The organism is Labrys sp. Lb11 (assembly GCF_057554225.1).
This window is the reverse complement of record NZ_BAAJOT010000007.1, coordinates 23,726-40,315: the sequence shown is the minus strand read 5'-3', so window position 1 is coordinate 40,315 and position 16,590 is coordinate 23,726. Positions and strand designations below refer to the sequence as shown.

The window sequence follows — 16,590 nt, the reverse complement described above, 5'->3', positions numbered from 1 at the left end:
CCGGACTGGATCTCGTGGGGCTGAGAGAAGGCCGGACCATGTCGCCGCTGGGAGGGGCGATGCCCTCTCAGCCGTCATGGCCGGACTTGATCCGGCCATCCACGCGCACGCCAACGACACAGGATCGGGTGGCGGCAGCCCTGCAATCGTCACGTTCCCTGACGAGATCGCATGCGATCTCATCGAGATGGCCGGATCAAGTCCACGGCTGTCCGGTTCATGTTGGGAGTAAGTCCAGATGGACTTGGCGAGGGTCGCTTTTTGGGATGGTGGGCGGCTTGAGCAATTGGTCGATGCTGCGACGGTGCATGATGTTGGCGCGGACGAGCCTGGCGAAGGCGAGTGGGCTGTCGACGATTTTGACGGCGTCGTTGGCGATGCGCAGCAGCAGGTAGGCGATGAGGGCGACGGCGATCTGGATGCGCACGGCGTTCTCCGATTGCCCGATGAAGTGCTTGATGCGGAGGGTCTGCTTGACCCATCGGAAGAAGAGTTCGATGGCCCAGCGGCGCTTGTAGAGGTCGGCGATCTCCTGGGCTGGGGCGTCCAGGTCGTTGGTGAGGATGCGCAGTGTTTTGCCGTCATCGAGAACGACGCCGATCTCGCGCACGGGATCCTGGAAGGGGTTGATGCGCGTCGTCGTCAGGCGTTCGGGCAGGTGGCCGATCCGATCATAGAGCAGGGTCGATCCGGGCGGCAGAGGCTGTTCGGCGACCGGAGCCAGGGGCGTATTCTTCTTGAGCCGGGTGACGATCCGGCAGCCGGCTGCGTTCAGGCGCTCCCACCAACCGTAATGATAATAGCCGAGATCAAAGACATAAGTGGCGCCGGGCTCGATGGGCATGGCGTGCGCGGCCGTGATGTCGTTGACCTTGGCGGGCGTGACTTCAAGGTAGAGCGGCCGGTCGGCGTCCGGGTCGTAGATGATGTGCGCCTTGGCGCCGACGGCGCTGCGGGAGAAGCGTGCCCAGGCCGCAGCAATCCCCGACAGCCGCAGGCTCGTCGAGTCGATCAGGCGCACCACCTCGGCGCTCGACCGACGAAAGCCCCGGCTGGTCTGGGCCGCCATATGGGCGAACAGGCCCGAGAAGACCTCGTGCGTTCTCAGGGCGTTGGCGTCGGCCAAGGTCGAGCGCGACACCTGACGCACGCCCAGGTGATAGAGCCTGCCCGCGTGGCTGGACATCGCCGTTTCGATCTCGCGCAGCGAGGCGGCGCCGGAAAGCTGCGCGTAAAGCAGCGCCACAAACTGACTCTTGGTGCTCAGCCGCCGAACCCGGGCATCCGTTCCCTGTTCATCCACAAGCCGATCGAACACCGACCACGGCACATGCTTCAGAAGCCCGTGCAATACGCTATTGTGGTGACGCATGGCGTTGGCTCCTTCTCGTGTCCAAAACACCGGCAAGTGCTTGGAAACAAGTAGAATCAATGCCATGCAACCTGTCTACCAAAACCAACCGGACAGCCGTGGACTTGATCCGGCCATCCACGCGCACGCAACGACACAGGATCGGGTGGCGGCAGCTCTGCAATCGTCACGTTCCCTTACGAGATCGCATGCGATCTGGTCGCGATGGCCGGATCAAGTCCGGCCATGACGCGGCTGAATGGGCGAGCCCATTTCCATCGGTCGCTCATCTTGGCGACTGTGGAGTCAAGCCCGACCGTGCCGCTGTCCCGCCGGGGCCGGCTCTCCCAGCGAGGCCCGCTCCCGGCACCGGCCGGGACGAGCCCCGCCGTCCCGGCTTGCCTCCCCGGCCAAAAGCCTCGTAGCTTGGCCGCGGGCAGGAAACGGCGTCGCGACGGAACGCGGCGCGGCAGGCATGAGGGCAGCCATGGACTTCGTCGATCAACGCATTCTCGTCACGGGCGCCACCAAGGGCATCGGCCGGGCCACCGCGCAGCTCCTGGCCTCGCGCGGGGCCAAGGTGGTGGCGGTCGGGCGCACCGAGGCGGAACTGGCCTCGCTCGCCGCCGAGATCGGCTGCGAGACCCTGGTGGTGGATCTGGCCGACCCGGCGGCGACGCGGCGGGCGGCGCAGGCGCTGCAGCCGATCGACCTCCTCGTCAACAATGCCGGCACCACGACGCTGGAGCCGTTCCTGGAGACCTCGCTGGAAGCCTTCGACGAGTTGATGGCGGTCAACGTCAAGGCGGCGCTGATCTTCGGCCAGGAGACCGCCCGCAGCCTGATCGCCCGCGGCAAGAAGGGCGCCATCGTCAACGTCTCGAGCACCGCCGCCTATTACGGCGTGGTCGACCACGCCGCCTATTGCGCCTCCAAGGGCGCGCTCGATTCGCTGACCACGGTGATGGCGGTGGAACTCGCCCCCAAGGGCATCCGCGTCAACGCCGTCAACCCGGTGGTGACGCTCACGCCGATGGCGGTGAAGGCCTGGAGCGACCCGGCCAAGGCGGCGGGCATGCTGAACCGCATCCCGATGGGCCGCTTCGTCGAGCCGGTCGAGGTGGCCGAGACGATCGCCTATCTCCTCAGCGACCGGGCGGCGATGATCAACGGCGTCAGCCTGCCGGTGGACGGCGGCTTCCGGGCGGCGTGAGCCGCGGGCTGCCGCGGCCCCGGGCGGGTCGCGGCGCGCCTATCCCTGCGCCGGCCGTGCGGCCGGCGGCTTGCGGTCAGGCCGAGGACATCGGCCGGTGGTGGGCGTACCAGAGCTCGACCGCGGCGAGCACGGCCACCAGCACGCCCGCGACGACGAGGGCGGTGGTGGCGGCGCGGTTGGCGGCCGCGAAGCCGAGGGCCCAGGGCGAGATCAGGGCCGCCAGGCCGAGCACGAGGTTCACCCATTCCTCCCACGCATGGAACGCCATGAAGGCGCCGAGCGCGACCGCGGCGATGACGATGCCGAGGATCCAGGCGGCCCAGGCCGCGTGCGTCTCCCCGGTGAAGCCCAGCGCCCAGGGCGAGAGCGCCAGACACAGGCCGACGGCGACGTTGACGAGGTCTATGGCGGTTTCTTCGGTCTTGCGAATGACAGGAGCAGGCATCTCTTCCTCCTTCCTGCAGGCTGTGGTCGATGGCCTGCCGGCGGAGAAGCTGTCGTGACGCTGGCGTTGGGACCCCGTCACGAAGAGCATTTTCCGCCGACGGTCCAAGCACCTTTATACCACCGTCCGGGGCGGAAGGGGATCACGAACGCGAAATCGTTGTCGCAGGGGCAGGGCAGCCGGACCACGCCGGGCCAGCCGGCATGCCGGCCCCGCGAGCGCCCTATCGGTAGAGGTCGTGGTCCTTCCAGTCCCCGTGCGGGACCTTGTCGCCGAGCGTGTAGTCGAAGGCCTCGATGCCCAGGCCGTCCGCCGTCGTGCGGCAGTGATAGGCGATGCGATACCATTCGCCGTTGCTGCGCAGCGCCGCGCCCGGTGCTTCGACCTGCGTGCCCCGCACGGTGACGTCGCCGAAGGCGTAGGCGACCACCCGGTCGGGCTGGAAGCCGCCATGCTCGTGGCGGACGCGGCTGCTCGCCCGCCTGTTGCAGCGCTGCTCCGCCCGCGTCTCCGGCGCCAGCTTCAGCATCTGCGCGTCGAGGCGCTTCTGCTCCTGCGGGGAGAGGGCCTGGGCGGGCTGGGCGAGGAGGAGGGCGGCGGCGGCGAGGACGAGGAGGGGAAGGCGAGTCATCGGGTCGCGGTAGGAGGCGTTTGTGGCGAGGGGATGGCGATGACCGCCGGGTGGGTCTTGCCGGGACGCCGCGCCGCATGATCGCTGTCGAAGAGCCCTTTGGAGCGGGCCCCGGGCAGGCCGGGGCGGGCTTCCGGGCGAGGGCGAAGACGTCCTGCAGGCCGCCGTCCACGCCGTGGCCCCGGGCCGGGCCGCAGGTGTGCGTCGCGTCGTCGGCGAGCCGGCTGCGTCCGGCGCGGAAGAGCTGCGCCGCCCTGGCGCGGCAGTGGCAGTGCGTGGGGGTGGCGACGTCTTCGGAGCGCCCCTCGGCCGGTCGCGCCGCAGCGTCCGCCGGGCGCCGGCCTCAGTGCCGGTATTGCGGCTCCTCCGCGTCGAGCTGGCGGCGGATGGAGGCGAGGTGCAGCCGCGCCGAGTCCGCGTCGCCCTCGCGCATCTGCCGGTAGGCGGCCTCGGCGATCGCCGGGTCGACGGGACGCACGGCGCGGCCGGTCGACATCGCCAGCACCTGGACCTGCGCCGCCCGCTCCAGGTAGTAGAGGTCGTCCCAGGCCTCCGCGACGGTCGGGCCCAGCACCATCACGCCGTGATGCTTCATGAAGACGATGTCGGCCTCGCCCACGGCGGCGGCGATGCGGGCGCCTTCCCGCGAGTCGAGCGCGAGGCCGTTGTAGTCGCGGTCCACGGCCGTGCGCCCGTAGAACTTCAGCGCCGTCTGCCCGGCCCAGACCAGCGGATCGCCCTCGGTCATCGACAGCGCCGTGGCGTAGGGCATGTGGGTGTGGAACGCGACCTTGGCGCGCGGCAGGCGCTTGTGGATCTCGGCATGGATGTGGAAGGCGGTGGCCTCCGGCTGGCCCTCGCCGTCGACGACGTTGCCGTGGAAGTCGCAGACCAGCAGCCGCGACGCGGTCAGCTCGCGGAAGGCGTAACCGTAGGGGTTGACGAGGAAGAGGTCGTCATGGCCCGGCACCACCGCCGAAAAATGGTTGCAGATGCCCTCCTCGAAGCCGTTGCGGGCGGCCATGCGGAAGCAGGCGGCGAGATCCTCGCGCGCGGCGCGGATCGCCGCGGTGGCGAGATCGGGGCGGTTGGAGAGGGCGGGGGAGGAGGCGGGGGAGTGGAGGGCGTGGGCCATGGGGATCCGGGTGGGTGGGGTGGCGGGCGTTGACGGAGGGGTGTGAGCCAATCCGTGATCGTTGACGTCATATTCCGAATCGCTATTCGATGCGCTCGCAACGCCACTCTCATCTGTGTTTAGATTTCTCGATGTTGTCGGAAAATGACCCAAAGTAGGTATCCACCAGCCGCACACATCGTCCCTAGTCTGCAGGCGGCTAAACGTGATTCTCAAATCAAATCGCACAGGCGAATCAAAAATTTTCGCCAACTCCAAGCATTGCCGCTATCTGGAGCTTGCCGGGTATTTATTTTGCATTAGGCCTGTTGTTAACTGGTGCAAGCAATCTGGGTCAACCAGAGGGGGGGGGATTGCGGGACGATAGGGGAGTGCTCGTTAAGTTTCCGACGCCGGAAGCGCAGCTTAAGCGTGCTGTACGCCAGAACCTTAGGGATCAGGGATTTAAGAAGGGCAAGAATGGTATCCTCGTGCCGCCAGGGCAGGACAAGGTCGCCGTACGGCAGTTGCACCGAGGGCAGCGCGCGGAAAAGCTAGGCGCTAATGGTGCCTTTCTCGCACGGAATATGGAGAGGCTGCTGGCAAGTTTTGCCAACGGTGACGAGATTGAGCCGGCGAATATCCGCTTGGTCCTGCGGCGCGTCCACAGCGATACTGTCGAGGCCGACCTTTTTCGACTGGCCACCCTGACTTGGTCGGTCCCTGTGTCTGCGGGGTTCGGTCGCCGCCTGCGCTATCTCGTGTGGGATGAGGGGCACGACCGCCTCGCTGGGGTTATTGCGCTGGGCGATCCCGTCTTTAATCTCGCGGTGCGCGACAGGTTTATCTCATGGACGACTCATGACCGGTCGCAGCGGCTTGTGCACCTCCTTGACGCCTATGTGTTGGGAGCTGTGCCGCCTTATTCGTTCCTGCTCGGCGGTAAGGCGGTTGCCGCGCTGGTGCGGACGCAGGAGGTAGTGCGAGACTTCAATCAGGCCTATGGCGATAGCGTCGGGATTATATCGGGAACTGCGAAGCACGCCAGTCTACTGATGGTCACAACTACGTCGTCCATGGGGCGCTCGTCGGTCTACAACCGTCTGGCCCTCGGTGGGAGGCCATATTTCGTGCCAGTCGGCTACACAACCGGCTGGGGGCACTTCCATATCACCGATGGCCTGTTCGAGAAAATGCGGACCTACCTCAGGCACCTTAATCACGGGTACGCAGACCACCACGAATACGGCAAGGGCCCCAATTGGCGGCTTCGCACCATCAAAGCCGCGCTTACGCGGCTCGGCTTCAGCGAGTCTCTCCTCAGGCACGGCATACAACGACAGGTGTTCGTCTGCTGCTTGGCCGCCAACGCCGTCGACATCCTGCAGGGCCGTCAAGCTGTTCCCGACTACTGCGACCTTAGGACGGTTGCAGAGGTGTCGGCGCTGGCGGTTACCCGCTGGATCGCCCCTCGCGGCGCACGCGAGCCGGCCTTTCGCAACTGGCGACGGGACGCCATTCCATTGCTGGTCAATGGGGCGGTCGCCGGCAGCCTGACCGAGCTCAAAGAGCAGGTGACGGCCGTCATGCGGCCGGGAGCATAGAATGTATTTCGCCATCGATGTCGGGACCGGAAAGGAGGTGACAGCAACGCTGGCTCAGCGGCACCGTCGCTACACCTGCCCCGTCTGCCGCTCGCCGGTGGGGCTGCGCAAGGGAGTTTACCGCGACGCCCACTTTGCACACGCTTCGGGGGCGGCGCAGCCTGAATGCGATCTCTATCATTCAACGGAAGGGGGGTACGGTCTCGGTCTCGATGTGTCGGCCCCGGTCCGACTCGAACCATCCTTACTGCAGTCGCTTGCTCTACTGCTCCATGTCCAGCCACCCGCCGGCAGGACAGCGGCGCGTTGGGGTCTTGAGGTGCTCATTCCGAAGGCCCCAAGCAGCCGAGGAACGCTCACCTTCGATGGCGGCGGCGACAGGTATCGCGTCGAGGTGTCTTGCGACAAACTGTATGGTGGCACCCAGAGTTACGTGGTCAACCCCGACGCACCGTCTTTCCGTGTGTCCAGGGTTAGCCACGACGTGGATCGCGCCTTTGGGCTGGCCGTGCAGTCGCCCGTCTCGGGACTGGAGGCCGGGCGGAGTTCGGTGTTTGTTGCAGCGAGCGGCAGTCGAAAATCACTGGCTGCAGGGCTCGATTGGGGGGCGGCCTATTACTTCGTCCAGCGAACAGGCGCTGCCACGACCGTGCCTCCGCAGATCACGGAGACCCGCCTCGCGGATCTGGGGAATTGGAGCTGCCTACTTGTTAGGTTGCCGCAGGTGGCCGACGAGGCGCTAGCAGCGTGGCTTCAGCACGCAACCGGGCTGACGGTGCAACCTGCAAGGCGGCAGTGGGGTGTGGCCCTGCCGGCGATGCACCGTATGGATGCCTTGGCGCGACTGGTGCTTGAGACCGGAACCAACCTCATACTGGCGATGCAGCCGGGAGAAATTGGCAACGGACCGGCGATCGTGCGAGCGCGGAGCGGCGAAACTGAGGTCGCAGTGGCCGTGGCAGGGGGAGACTGGCGCTTCGTCAAGGTCAGCGGCTTCAAGTCTACCGAACCGCCTGTGCTGGAGGCCGAAGGGCAGACACTGCCGGATCTGGTGGTCAGCCCAATGGTGCGCACTACCCCTGTCGCGATCATGACCTTAGGGAACCGCATGGTGACAGCGAGCTCGGTCGAGGCGCGGTCGCTGCTGGAACAGGTGCGCACCGGCCTGATTGAACTCTCCGCCTTGGTGCTGCCGGCAGGTCTGGTTCCGAGGCTGCTTTCACGGCCGCCGGGTCAACTCGAGTGGGACAGCCATGAGCTGCCGACCGCCGCCGATGCGCAGCATCCGACGACTGCCGCGGTGAGCGAACCCGGCCTGACGGAGCTTGCACGTGTGCTGCACGACACATCGCGTGATGTGTTGCTCGACCTCGGTCCTTTCGGCAAGTGGTGGCTGGAGGGGCGGATACCGATTGTTGCCTCCTCCGAGACCCTGACGCCCTCTAGTCGCTCCCATGCCCGTTGGGTCCTCGCGGCGGCTGGCCGTCCGGCTGCGGCCGCCCGGTCGCATTCCGACGACGCCCTGGCGGCGGCAACGCTTTCGCTGAACGCGCCGTGTTGGCTGATCGCTCATCATCGGGTAGCCGCGGTCCGCGTCCGCAAAAAATGGGAGCGGAGATGACCATTCCCTCGCCCACTCCCCAAGTGACCGAGCGACTGCGCCTGCTGGGCGAACGTGAGGTGCTGACTTTTCTCAATGAGGTCACCAACAAGACCGACCGGGAATTGCTGAAGGTCCTGCCGAGCGTCGATGGTTTTCGGAAAGACAGTGTCGCCGGCCTGCTAAGGCGGAAGCAGGTATTCGTTAGTAGTTTCCTGAAAAAGCGAGCTACTGGTTCAGGCAACAAAGCGCGTGCTGACAATGCCTCCTATTACTACTTCTGGCGGGCCTGGGCGGAGCAGCATCTACCCGACGTGGAGGGGCTCGACGCGCTGCTCGGTGCAATCGAGAAAGCCACCACTAGGGAGCACCCGCAGACGGTTGCCGACCAGCCGCAGCTCGAGATCGAGGCGTTGTTCCGGTGCCTGCAGGAGCAGTCGTTCCTCAACCGTTGTGCTGCTGAGACCATTGCGCGTCTGCTGCGCTTCAGCCCCTTCGAGATAACAGACACGCTTGACAGACTGGCCACCGGGTCAAAGCCCTCGGTGGCGGTAGAGAAAGACCGAGCGCTCTCCACGCTGCCGGACCGCCTGCAGGACGATGAAAGGCTCTTGAAGCGCCTGCAGGGCGACGTTGAAAGGCAGGCCAAAGAGCTTGTTCAACTGGCTGAGGCCTTGGCGGGACTGCGCACGCAGCCTCCCCAGCCGGTTGATAATAGCGTTCGGTTCGCTGAACTCGAAGCCAAGTTTGTCGAACTTTCGACGGGTGTGCTGCAGAAACTGGATGTCCAGGGGCAGGCCGTAGAACGCCGCAGCGACGAGATGGCGTTGCGCATGGGGGCCATCGAAAGCCGCATCGCTGATCTCGAGGCGCTTTGGGGCGACACGGAGAAACGATTGGACAAGCTGGCTGAGGACTTCGGCCAGGAGCTAGCTTCGCTCTCTGACATCCGCGCCAAGGCAATGTCGCACCCGGACTCGGCACCCATGGCCACAGGCTCGCAGGTGGTTACGTCATCGAGCACGCTCCACATCGTGCCTCTGAGGCTGCGCCCTGAAGCCGTAAAACCGCTCGCTACTGGAGTAGAGGCCGTTCGTCTGCTGACGTCAAATTTTGTCGCGCTTGGGTTGAAGTCCTCTTCCGCCATTACATTCGCGGAGGAGTTGCTTGCTGCAGTCGTGACGGGGCGAGTTCTGTTTCTGAAGGGCGCCTACGCGGCCGACCTCGCCCGTGCGACGGCAATGGCCTTGGCTGGACAGCACAGTTTTCGGGCGCGAGTCCCGGTCGGCTTCGTCGATGCGTCCACGCTGGATGAAGACGCGCAGCGGGTCTTCGTCGGCCTAGGCGACGCAGTCGGTGTGCTGGTGTTGGAGCGTGTGAACAATGCGCCCTTCGAGTTGCTGGTTGACGCCGTGGCCGAACTGGTCCGCACAGCCGGCGTCCTCGTCGTGGCAACACTTTCGGACGGCGTCTCGACTCTTCCCGAGCAGCCTCTCTATCTGCAGTTGGGGCCAGTCTTCGATACCGACGTGCTGGACTGGAACGTGTTTCTCAAGTCGGCTGCCCCCATAGTAGCGGGGGCACTGGCGTCGCTCGATCCGGAGAAGCTGTCCATGCGCCTATCCAGCGGCAAGCCTCAAACCGAGGAACTGGTCAGGCTGCTCCGCCGTGACCGATCCTTCCGCAATCCGCGCATCGAACGGGCGACGGCGGCATATATGGCAGCCCTTGAGTCTTTCCGCACTACCAACGTCCCAACGTCACTGCAGTCGACGGCCTATGCTTGGCTTTGGCCTCTATGGCGCATGATCGGCTTCGCCATGGAAGACTGCGAGCAGGAACTCGACGGTGGCAAGGTGGATAGCGACGGCCACGTTGACGGGCGGCTGAAGCTGCTGCTCGAATTGGCCGGTCCGGACAAGGGCTAGCGCCGCAGATGGTCCTTTCCGTCCGATTGCTGTCACGCTCTGAAACGATCGCGGACGTTGTCGGCAGCCTAACTATCCAAGGACCGCCCGAGGCTGTCTGGCGGGCAATCGTTGCTGCGCACCTGCGCGCCGCGTGCGAGACATGCGCAGCGCAGGAAGATGGTGGCGTCTACACAGGGCGCCTCACTCACATGGTGGTTAGGAACCTCGGGGGGCTGCTTGAGCTGGGCGACTCTATTCGCACGCTCGCGAGGGAGGTCCTCGACGGACTAGAGATGACTGGAGACCTGTGGTGTTCGCCGGGAGGATATTGGCACCCGACACCGGCGCGCGCTGTTTCGTTACCGAGTGGTGGTTCGTTCCTGCTAGGAGCGCTGCCGAGTGGAGTGGGCCGTTTCGTGGCGCAGGGAATCGTACGCTACGCCGATCCTCGGACAACGCCGTCTCCTGTACAAAGCTTCGATGATTGGCTCGGGCGCGAAGAACCCATTGATGTTTGGATGAACAGGGCACTTCGGAACTACCGTCCGCGGCTGCAACAGGCCGGACTCTCCGCCGGTCACCTGCAAATCTATGCGCCGGAGCAGGGGCGGCGGCAGTCCTTGCCGCGCTGGGTCGATGCCCGGGACGTCGAGCTTGGCGGCGTTAGCCTTCGGCTGTGCCGGGCGCAGACCAAGCGGTCGGCGATCTACAGCCGTCCCTATTTCCTTGGAGACTTCGAGCGAACCGCGGACGGGCTTCGGTTGAAGCGTGCGATCCAAGTGGAGCATGGGCACGCCCGGCGCTTCAGGTTTGCCTTCGACCATATTTTCGCCGCGTGGCGCAGGGTGCGATTGAAGCAGGTTGGCGATACTGTGCGGCTCACTATCGCTAACGATCTGCCGCCCGAGGAGCAGCGCATCCTTGCGCTCGGATGGAGCGCGTCGGAATCAACCTCACCAGCGGTCCGGCACGTGGCGTTTCCGATGCGCGCCATGCCATTCGTCGCCCACGCGTTCAGTCGCCTGGGAATGCGTTTGGAAGGGGGGAGTCTATGACCAACGATACCCTGAGCCGCGAACGCGGCGTGCATGCAACAATCGGGCGGCTCGGGGCCAGTCTCAGGTCATACATTGAAGCTCAGTATCATGTCAGAAACGAAGCCCTAATCCGGGAACGGCGCCTGCTGCTGCAGGAGCGCGGGGCCGTCGCACGGGCGCCGTTTGTCGAGTCCACGCCGGTTTATGAACTGGGGGCGCCTTTTAATCAGCTCGAGCTACCGCGGACCGTCGCAGGAGTTTTGGAGGACCTCGCCGAGGCAAAGGTCGGCCTGTTTCCGCGGCCATATGTGCATCAGGCACAGGCGCTGGAAAAGTTCTTTGCCGGCGATGATCTCATTGTCGCGACGGGCACTGGTTCCGGCAAGACCGAGAGCTTTCTTATGCCGATTATCGGCCAACTCGCCCTGGAAGCATATGAGCGGAGGGGCACCGCCTCGCTGCCCGGTTGCCGCGCTCTGCTCCTCTATCCGATGAACGCCCTTGTCAACGACCAGCTAGGGCGTATTCGGCGCCTGCTCGGCGACGAGGCAGCATCTGCGATCGTTTCCGCCGGCCGTGGGCGACCGGTGCGCTTTGGCAGTTATACTGGTCGATCGCCCTATCCCGGTGTGCGATCAGGACCCCGGGATACGGAACGCATTGAACCACTGTTCGAGAGCTTCTACTTGCCATTGATGGCCGATCCAGCCACGGTCACCAGCTTGAAGAAGATCGGCCAGTGGCCCTCCAAGGACCTTGAAGCGTTCTTCGGTAAGCAGCACGAGGAACTGAAGCCGAATCCGAAAGGCGGACCGCCGCGCCGCTTCCGTCATTGGGACCGAAGGCTGATCACCCAGCCGGGTGACCGCGAGATGATGACCCGCGACGAAACGCAACTAGCTTGCCCCGATATCCTCATCACCAATTACTCGATGCTGGAATACATGCTGATGCGGCCGATCGAGCGGTCGATCTTTCAGCAGACAAAGGAATGGTTGCACGCCGACGAGGGCAATCAGCTAATTCTCATCCTTGATGAGGCGCACATGTATCGGGGGGCCGGGGGCGCTGAAGTGGCTCTCCTGATCAGACGTGTGTTGGCGCGTCTTGATGTGCCGCGGGAACGAGTCCGGTTCATCCTCACCAGCGCGAGCCTTGGGCAGGGGGCTGCGGCCGTGGCGGCCATTGAGGAGTTCGGCCGCAGCCTGACAGGCCTCTCCCCGCAATCCGCTCGTAGATTCTCGGTCGTCACGGGCACTCGCGAGCAGCGCTCGCCGGGCGGCCGGCCCAGCGACGCCCAGACGGCAGCGCTGGCGGCCTTCGATCTAGCTGCCTTCGAACAGTTCGCGACCCGTCCGGAAGCTGCGCGGCAGGCGATCAGAGAACTTGCCGCCGGATTTGGCTGGCCGGCACCGGCCGCAGCGCAGGACCTCGCCGACTACCTGTTCACCAACCTCACCAGCTTCCCTGTATTGGAGCGGCTGATTGAGCTTGTTTCAGGGAAGGCCGTCGCGCTTGACACATTGCAGGGCCAACTGTTCGATCGGCACCCCGACGGAGATCGGGCGCTGGACAGCCTGCTCGCCCTGGCGCCCTTTGCGCGCCGGAAGGTTGATGACAGAGTTTTGCTGCCATCCCGCCTTCATATGTTCTTCCGCGGTCTTCCCGGCCTCTACGCGTGCGTCGACCCCAACTGCCCCCAAGCGCGTTATCTAGGTGGTGACCGGATTCTCGGCAGGCTCCACACGCACCAACGTCGCCAATGCCAGTGCGGAGCGAGAGTTTTTGAGCTGCTGACGCACCGCGAATGTGGTACCGCCTACCTTAGGGCATATGCAGACAGCTCGCAGCCGGACTTCCTGTGGAGCACGCCCTCGGGGCCATTCCGTGAAGGAAGACAGCCGGCACTTGTCGTGGTGGAACTGCTCATCGACCCCCCTAATCCTCGCTTCCTCGATTGTGTCGAGGCTTGGCTTGATACACGCAGCGGGCGCCTTGTCTACAGCGAACCCAAGCCGTCAGCCGGGTTTACCCGGGTGCACCTACCCAAGCAGAACCAAGACTGGGTGAAGAACGGCTCTAGGTTTTGCAAGTGCTGCGTCTGTGGTGAGCCGACCATGCGAGGTGATACGTCGTCCATCATGGATCATGCCACCAAGGGCGAAGCGCCATTTGCAAATCTCGTGAAGACACAACTGGATGCCCAGCCAGCCTCGCGGGAGGAGACGCGGGAGTTTCCCAATGGTGGCCGCAAGGTCCTGCTGTTTTCGGACGGCCGACAGAAGGCGGCGCGACTGGCGCGTGACATCCCGCGCGAAGTTGAGCAGGATATTTTTCGGCAATTGCTGGCTCTTGCCACTCGGTCGCTGGTCGAGGTAGGCCGGGAGCCGCGGCCAGACCGGCTGCTTTACATCGCTGTCCTCAAGGTCCTGAGTGAAAGCAACCTGCCGATCTTCGATCGACAGGACGCCCAGACGATCGAAGAGCAGGTCATTCGACTGCAGAAGGACCACGCCGACCAACCCCTGGATGAACTGCTCACTGACTTTGATCCAGGAGAACCGCCCAGTCGCTACAAGGCCGCGCTGCTGAAACAGCTGTGCGGCCGCTACTACTCGCTGGCTGGCACCACCGTAGGTTGCTTACTTCCTGCCAAGCGCGCACTGGGCAAGCTCGTAGACGCTGTGACATCTCCGGTACCGTCGCTCTCCCGGGATGACGTTGGCAGTCTGGCGGCGGCATGGCTGATGCATGTGGCTGACGGCTATGCTTTTGACCGTACTATCGAGGCCAATGTGCGGGGCTCGGCGGCGGGGTACTGGAAAAGCGGGTGGGGCAGCAATGGCGCCTTCACCAAGGCCGTCCGGCCGCCGCTGGCCGCGGCACTCAACGTCGATGTGGCCGAGTTCGGCTCGATTGAGAAAGTGTTAGCGGATGAGCTAGGTCTGACGGACTCCAACAACGCGGTCTTCATTGATCCCTCGAAGGTCATTGTCCACGTCGACCTGAATATGTCCTGGTATCAATGTGGCGACTGCACGGCCCTACTGCCGGTATCTGTGCGCGGTCACTGCGCTGCCTGTGGTTCTGGCGCCGTCCATACCATCATACCCTCATCCAGCGAATACATCCGAGCCCGCAAGGGGTTCTGGCGGGATCCTGTCGAACGTGTACTTGTGAGCGGTGCGCAGCTTCGAAGCATCGCAGTCGAGGAGCATACCGCGCAACTGTCGAACCGTGACAACGCACGGGTGCATGCCACGACGGAGCAGTTCGAACTCCGATTCAAGGACGTCCGCATCGCGAAATCCGACAAGCCGATCGACGTGCTCAGTTGCACAACCACCATGGAAGTCGGCGTCGATATCGGTTCGCTGATCGCCGTGGGATTACGCAACGTACCGCCTCAACGGGAGAACTACCAGCAGCGCGCTGGCCGGGCAGGGCGCCGCGGGTCGTCGCTCTCCACCGTGCTGACTTACGCCCAGAACGGACCGCACGACAGTTATTTTTATAACAATCCCGCGCAGATCGTGGCGGGGCCCCCCCGGGACCCGGATATCAAGGTTGACAATCCCAAGATCGCCCGGCGCCACATCGCAGCATATCTTTTCCAGACGTTCTTCCACGGCTACATGGACCGCCACAATATCGTTATAGGTGCAAGCTCGTCGGCGCTATTTCGGGCTCTGGGGAAGGCAACTGATTTCTTTCTCGGCCAACCGATGTCCGGCCTCGACCTCGCCAGTTTTGACGCCTGGGTGCGCCGCGAATTGATCGCGCAGCAGGGAAGCCTGCGCGTGTTAATACGGAATTGGCTGCCCGACGACTTGCGAGTTGCTCCTCGTACGATTGACGCCTGGATCGAGGACGAGGCTAAAGACCTACTGGTGACCCTTGCGGGGTTCCGCGCCGATCTGAAGGCACAGACCGGCGCTAGAAAAGGCACGGGGGGCAGCGATGAGGACGAGGATGAGCGCGTCACGCGGGAGGCCCTTGACGAACAGGAACTGCTTGAGTTCCTGTTCGTCAAGGGCCTGCTACCCAGTTATGCGTTCCCAACGGATCTGTCGAGCTTTCTGGTCGAGCGGCTCGTTCAGCGTGACCTTGACTGGAAAATGGAGGTCGTGGAACGACCCCAGCAATCAATCGGCAAGGCCCTCAGCGAATATGCACCGGGACGGCTGATCGTCATCAATAAAGAGACGTACCGCTCTGGTGGGGTGGTGGCCAACACGCTGCCCGATGTCGAGGACCGCGCGGCGCCGATCTTTCAGGGCCGCAGGACGTTGGTGCATTGCGAGAACTGTAGTTTCGTCGCCGACCTCGACGGCCTGACACAAGATGGGGCCCACTGTCCTATCTGCGGGAGCGATCTAAAGCACACGCATATGATCGTGCCGCAGGTGTTCCTGCCGGAGGACGGCCGCGCCCTCAAGGAGGACGACCGCGAGCAGGACATCACTTACGCCACCGCCGCACAGTTCCCGGTGCCGGTAGGCCGGGACGACCTGCCCAGCCTGTCGCCAATTGGCCGCAACCTCACCTATGTCGTCACTACTGACCGCAAGCTAGTAACCGTCAACAAAGGCCAGGAGACGTCAGACGGCAGAAGCGGGTTTTGGATCTGCAACCAGTGCGGGCGCGCATCAGTGGACGAGCCAGCGCACGCATCCCACAGCCGGCCCTACAAGATCGAGTTTTCCCACGGCAAACCTAGGCCGAGCCTGAAGTGCTCAGGCGTCTATGAAAAGGTGTTCCTTGGTCATGTCTTCTCCACCGACCTTCTGCTGTTGCGAATCAACCTGCAGCAACCGCTCATTACGAATACGGGAGACCCGTTGCAGTTGAGGACGCTGGAGGATGCGCTGTACTCCATCGCCGAAGCCCTGCGCTTAGCGGCCAGTCGCCATCCGCAGATCGACCTCGATCCTTCCGAATTTGGGGCGGGGTTCCGCATCGTGCCGAACAGGCAAGACGAGAAATTGCTGTTGGATGTCTACCTTTACGACACACTGTCGGGTGGTGCAGGTTACGCCGACTTGGCTGCCAGGAACATCGGCGAAATCCTCCAGCATACGCTTGCGCTGCTCGAGCACTGCCCTGCCAGATGCGAGCACTCGTGTGAGAGCTGTCTACGTCACTACCACAATCAATACCTGAAGGACCGACTGGACCGAAATCTGGCCGCAGAGCTGCTTCGCTACGCACTCGACGGCACACGTCCCGAGGAGAAGACACCGGCGGCTCAGGCGGACCTGCTGAGGGATCTGCGGCGCCTGCTTGAGCTAGAGGGGTTTGTCTGTCAGGGACCTGTGGCGGAGCACGAGGTGACTGTGCCGCTCGTTGTTGTGCACCGGGGCCGGAAGGTCTGCGTCGGGCTGCGCCCGGCGCTGCTAGATCCCGAATGGCGTGGCCATTCGCTCAGTCTGCTGCGCGGCTCTACCCCGCCTGTCCTCCTCAACGAATTCATCCTAGGCCGGAATTTACCTGATGAACATCAGATGGTGAGAAGCAAAGTGCTCGGCGGAGATTAAACGGCGCACGCGCCGCTTCCTTGTCGCGCCGTCTCCATGACTCTCACGAGCGGCCCCGTTCCTCTGCGCCGCCCGTACCGGCGGCTGACGCCGTTGCCTATGCCAGCAGGACGACAATCTTCGTCTCGACCGGTGCGGCCAGACT

At 64.0% G+C, this 16,590-nt stretch carries 10 protein-coding genes and 1 pseudogene; 6 read left to right on the top strand and 5 right to left on the bottom strand.

Going from position 1 to position 16,590, the window contains the following annotated elements:
* Positions 1–217: 217 nt before the first annotated feature.
* Positions 218–1,372 carry an IS4 family transposase gene (locus tag AC27L4_RS25255; protein ID WP_487141794.1) on the bottom strand — a complete coding sequence of 385 codons (1,155 nt, stop codon included), beginning with the start codon at positions 1,370–1,372 and terminating at the stop codon, positions 218–220.
* Between the two features lie 466 nt (positions 1,373–1,838).
* Between AC27L4_RS25255 and AC27L4_RS25250 the strand changes: the two genes are divergently transcribed.
* Complete coding sequence (locus tag AC27L4_RS25250; protein ID WP_487145285.1) at positions 1,839–2,564, top strand: SDR family oxidoreductase; 726 nt, start codon at positions 1,839–1,841, stop codon at positions 2,562–2,564.
* Between the two features lie 76 nt (positions 2,565–2,640).
* Here AC27L4_RS25250 and AC27L4_RS25245 read toward each other — a convergent pair whose 3' ends face one another.
* The 4 genes and pseudogenes from AC27L4_RS25245 to AC27L4_RS25230 all read right to left on the bottom strand — a co-directional run bounded on the left by AC27L4_RS25245 (position 2,641) and on the right by AC27L4_RS25230 (position 4,778).
* A complete protein-coding gene (locus AC27L4_RS25245; protein ID WP_487145284.1) occupies positions 2,641–3,012 on the bottom strand; it encodes an SPW repeat protein in 372 nt (123 codons plus the stop codon).
* Between the two features lie 223 nt (positions 3,013–3,235).
* Positions 3,236–3,643, bottom strand: coding sequence for a DUF930 domain-containing protein (locus AC27L4_RS25240; RefSeq protein ID WP_487145283.1), 408 nt, complete (start codon positions 3,641–3,643; stop codon positions 3,236–3,238).
* Between the two features lie 115 nt (positions 3,644–3,758).
* Positions 3,759–3,914: pseudogene (locus tag AC27L4_RS25235) on the bottom strand (FAD-dependent monooxygenase); the annotation flags it as partial.
* 72 nt (positions 3,915–3,986) lie between these two features.
* Entirely contained in the window at positions 3,987–4,778 is a 792-nt protein-coding gene (locus AC27L4_RS25230; RefSeq protein ID WP_487145282.1) for an aldolase, read from the bottom strand.
* A gap of 371 nt (positions 4,779–5,149) precedes the next feature.
* On the opposite strand from AC27L4_RS25230, the gene AC27L4_RS25225 reads away from it, so the two are divergent.
* The 5 genes from AC27L4_RS25225 to AC27L4_RS25205 all read left to right on the top strand — a co-directional run bounded on the left by AC27L4_RS25225 (position 5,150) and on the right by AC27L4_RS25205 (position 16,445).
* Positions 5,150–6,361 carry a Druantia anti-phage system protein DruA gene (locus AC27L4_RS25225; protein WP_487145281.1) on the top strand — a complete coding sequence of 404 codons (1,212 nt, stop codon included), beginning with the start codon at positions 5,150–5,152 and terminating at the stop codon, positions 6,359–6,361.
* Between the two features lies 1 nt (position 6,362).
* Positions 6,363–7,982 (top strand): competence protein CoiA family protein, encoded by a 1,620-nt coding sequence (locus AC27L4_RS25220; protein ID WP_487145280.1) that lies wholly within the window; start codon positions 6,363–6,365, stop codon positions 7,980–7,982.
* Complete coding sequence (locus tag AC27L4_RS25215) at positions 7,979–9,889, top strand: hypothetical protein (RefSeq protein WP_487145279.1); 1,911 nt, start codon at positions 7,979–7,981, stop codon at positions 9,887–9,889. The genes AC27L4_RS25220 and AC27L4_RS25215 overlap by 4 nt, the downstream gene beginning before the upstream one ends.
* Before the next feature lie 500 nt (positions 9,890–10,389).
* Complete coding sequence (locus tag AC27L4_RS25210) at positions 10,390–10,926, top strand: hypothetical protein (protein ID WP_487145278.1); 537 nt, start codon at positions 10,390–10,392, stop codon at positions 10,924–10,926.
* Positions 10,923–16,445, top strand: coding sequence for a DEAD/DEAH box helicase (locus AC27L4_RS25205; RefSeq protein WP_487145277.1), 5,523 nt, complete (start codon positions 10,923–10,925; stop codon positions 16,443–16,445). The genes AC27L4_RS25210 and AC27L4_RS25205 overlap by 4 nt, the downstream gene beginning before the upstream one ends.
* Positions 16,446–16,590 lie beyond the last annotated feature (145 nt).